Origin of the sequence: Nocardia farcinica, from assembly GCF_029867845.1 — a bacterium.
GTDB classification, from domain to species: domain Bacteria; phylum Actinomycetota; class Actinomycetes; order Mycobacteriales; family Mycobacteriaceae; genus Nocardia; species Nocardia farcinica_A.
In genome coordinates, this window is record NZ_JARWRU010000812.1 from 1 (window position 1) to 2,405 (window position 2,405).

4 protein-coding genes are annotated in these 2,405 nt (G+C 73.6%); all 4 read right to left on the minus strand.

Going from position 1 to position 2,405, the window contains the following annotated elements:
* Positions 1 to 248 (minus strand): WXG100 family type VII secretion target (locus QH283_RS17695; protein WP_280504097.1); only part of this gene is annotated, 248 nt, incomplete at its 3' end.
* A gap of 91 nt (positions 249 to 339) precedes the next feature.
* Positions 340 to 1,128 (minus strand): ESX secretion-associated protein EspG, encoded by a 789-nt coding sequence (locus QH283_RS17700; RefSeq protein ID WP_280504098.1) that lies wholly within the window; start codon positions 1,126 to 1,128, stop codon positions 340 to 342.
* A complete protein-coding gene (locus QH283_RS17705) occupies positions 1,125 to 2,090 on the minus strand; it encodes a PPE domain-containing protein (protein ID WP_280504099.1) in 966 nt (321 codons plus the stop codon). Before QH283_RS17705 ends, QH283_RS17700 begins: the two co-directional genes overlap by 4 nt.
* Positions 2,091 to 2,107: 17 nt before the next feature.
* A partial coding sequence (locus QH283_RS17710; RefSeq protein WP_280504100.1) for a PE family protein occupies positions 2,108 to 2,405 on the minus strand: 298 nt, incomplete at its 5' end.

Genomic DNA, 2,405 nt, shown 5'->3' on the forward strand with positions numbered 1-2,405 from the left:
GTCTTGTTGCCCTCGAAGACGATCTCCTTGACCTCGTCGATCTTCTTGTTGATCCGGTCGGTCTCCTCCTGCCACTCGGTCGAGGCCTTCTGGCCCGCGACCGCGGCCTCGCCCTCCCAGCCGGAGCGCGCGGCGTCGAAGGACTCCTGGACCTTGCTGATGGTGGACTGGATGCCGTTGATGGCCTCCAGGAACTCGTTGATGACCGCGGCCGCCTCGCTGGCGTTATAACTGGTCTGACCGGCCATTGTTCACCCTCTCACTCTGGTGTCGCTTGCTGTGCTGCGTTCGCGCTGCGACGGATCCGCAGGCGAGCGCTTGGTCCTCCGGCATGTCGAACTAGGGCATCCACCTTCCCCCGGGCAGTGTGTCGGCCAGAGCCGCGATCGCCTCGGCGACGCGGTGGTCGGAACCCGGTGTGAAGGTGGACCAGACCGCCAGGTCTGCTGACGTGCCGGGACTCGCGACGATCCGGCCCCGGCCGGTGTCGTAGATCGCCACGGCACCGGAGGATCGAGTGGCGATCCCATCGGCGTGGACGTAGGCGACGACCTCGGTGCGCACCAGGCAACCGGCCATCGCGAGGCCGAAGTTCATCGCCTCGTCGTCGTCGACACCGTAGGTGCGCGCCACCTGGGCGAAGGCGGCGGCGTCGGTCGCCGCGTCCAGCCGGGGACGCAGGTCCTCTGCGGGTGCGCTGAAGGCCGTGATCTCCGCCGCCGGGCACGGCCCGAGCATGTCGAGCAGCGGGCGGGCCAGCGCGGCGCCGGTGTCGTCGGCCCAGACGGTGCGCACCCGCAGTTGTTCACCCGCCCTGGTCGCGACGGCATGCCGTGTTCCCTCGCGCGCCAGGCTCATCCGGCGCTCGCCGGTGGCGTCCCGGCTGCGGGCCACCAGTTCCCGTTCCGGCCTGGCGAGGATCTGCACGGCCTCGGCGAGTTCGCGGCGCACGTCGTCGTAGTCGTCGACCAGGCCCGCCTGCCGCAGTTCGGTCTCGGCCAGCTCCCGTGCCGCGAGCCAGTCCTCGGCGCGATCCTGACGCGGGCCGAGGCCGAGCACACCGGGCAGGGTCTGCACGCCGAGCAGGTCGGCCAGCACGAGCATGCCGTCGTTGGTCACGGTGGTCACGGAGCGGCCTCCGCCCGTCCGCCGCGGGGCTCGGGAGCGCCGAGGACAGCGGGCGCCGCCTCGATCCCGGCCTCGATCGGCGAGCCCTCCCCCGGCCTGCCACTCGGGGCGGCCCGCGCCGTGCGCGTTTCCTCGGCCGCCGCGGCGGCGGGCGCCATGCCCAGCGGCGCGCCGGGCACCCGGCTCGCCTGGTCGGCGCCGGTCGTGGTCGCCGGCACCGGCCGGGTCTCCACCGGCACGGGCGTGCTCTGCGCCACCGTGCGGGCCTGGTACGCGGTGGGCCGTGGCGCGGCGGCGGTCCGCCCCGCGAAGGCCGCGATGCCGGGGGCCGCGACCGCCGCGGCGCCACCCGGGACCCGGCTCGCCGGGGTGGACGCCTGCTCGGCTTCCAGCGCCGCGGGAGAGGCGATGACGGGCGGCTCGCGCGACTCCCACGGCTCGGCGAGCGCGGTGGAGGCCGCCTCGTAGGTCTGCATCACCCTGGCCGCGTTCGCCTTGACCAGATCACGCTGCTCGTCGAGTTGGGCGGAGGCCGCCACCAGCGGCGAGCCAAGGGCCGCGCCCGCCTGCTCGATGCCGCGCCCCATCTCCTCGAGCGCGGCGAGATCGGCGACGTGCGGCATCGCGCGCTGGGCGACTTCGTAGGCGACGACCTGGCCCGCCACGCGCGTGGCGTTCTCCCCGGCGGCGCTCGCCGCCACGGCGAGCCCCACGCGCAACAGCGAGATCCGCTGCAACACCTCGTCGGTGCCGTCGGATCGCCACGACTCCCTGATGGTGCCGATGATCTGGTCGTACTCGACCACGGCCGCCCCGAGACTCGCGGCGAGCGCGCCCCACGCGGCGCCGGACTCGGCCATCGGCGCCACGCCGTGGCCGGTGGTCAGCTCGCGGGCCAGCCGCTCGGTGTCCCTGGCCTGCCAGATGACACCGGTGAACCCGATGACCGGTGGTTCGATCATGGCCAATCGCTCCCGGCTCAGCCCGGCATGCCGAGTTCGGTGGCGTTGCCCGCGTCCATACGCACCATGTCCGAGGACTGGGAACGCAACGTCGCGGCCAGTTTCCGCATCTCGAGCACGCCGGCGTCGGCGGCCGCCCGGTAGTCGGCGCCCACCGTCGACAGGGTCTGCGCGACCCGCGCGGAGACTTCGTCCATACCGGGCGCGGGCACCGAAAGCGCGGGACCGTGCACCGTCAGGTCCTGTTCCAGGCGCGCGGCGAGAGCGTCGAGCGCTGCGGCCGCCCTGGCGGCCCGGACCGGGTCGAATTCCATC

Excerpts from the sequence above, each read along its gene's own strand:
- QH283_RS17705 (WP_280504099.1), bottom strand. The coding sequence starts at position 2,090 with ATGATCGAACCACCGGTCATCGGGTTCACCGGTGTCATCTGGCAGGCC.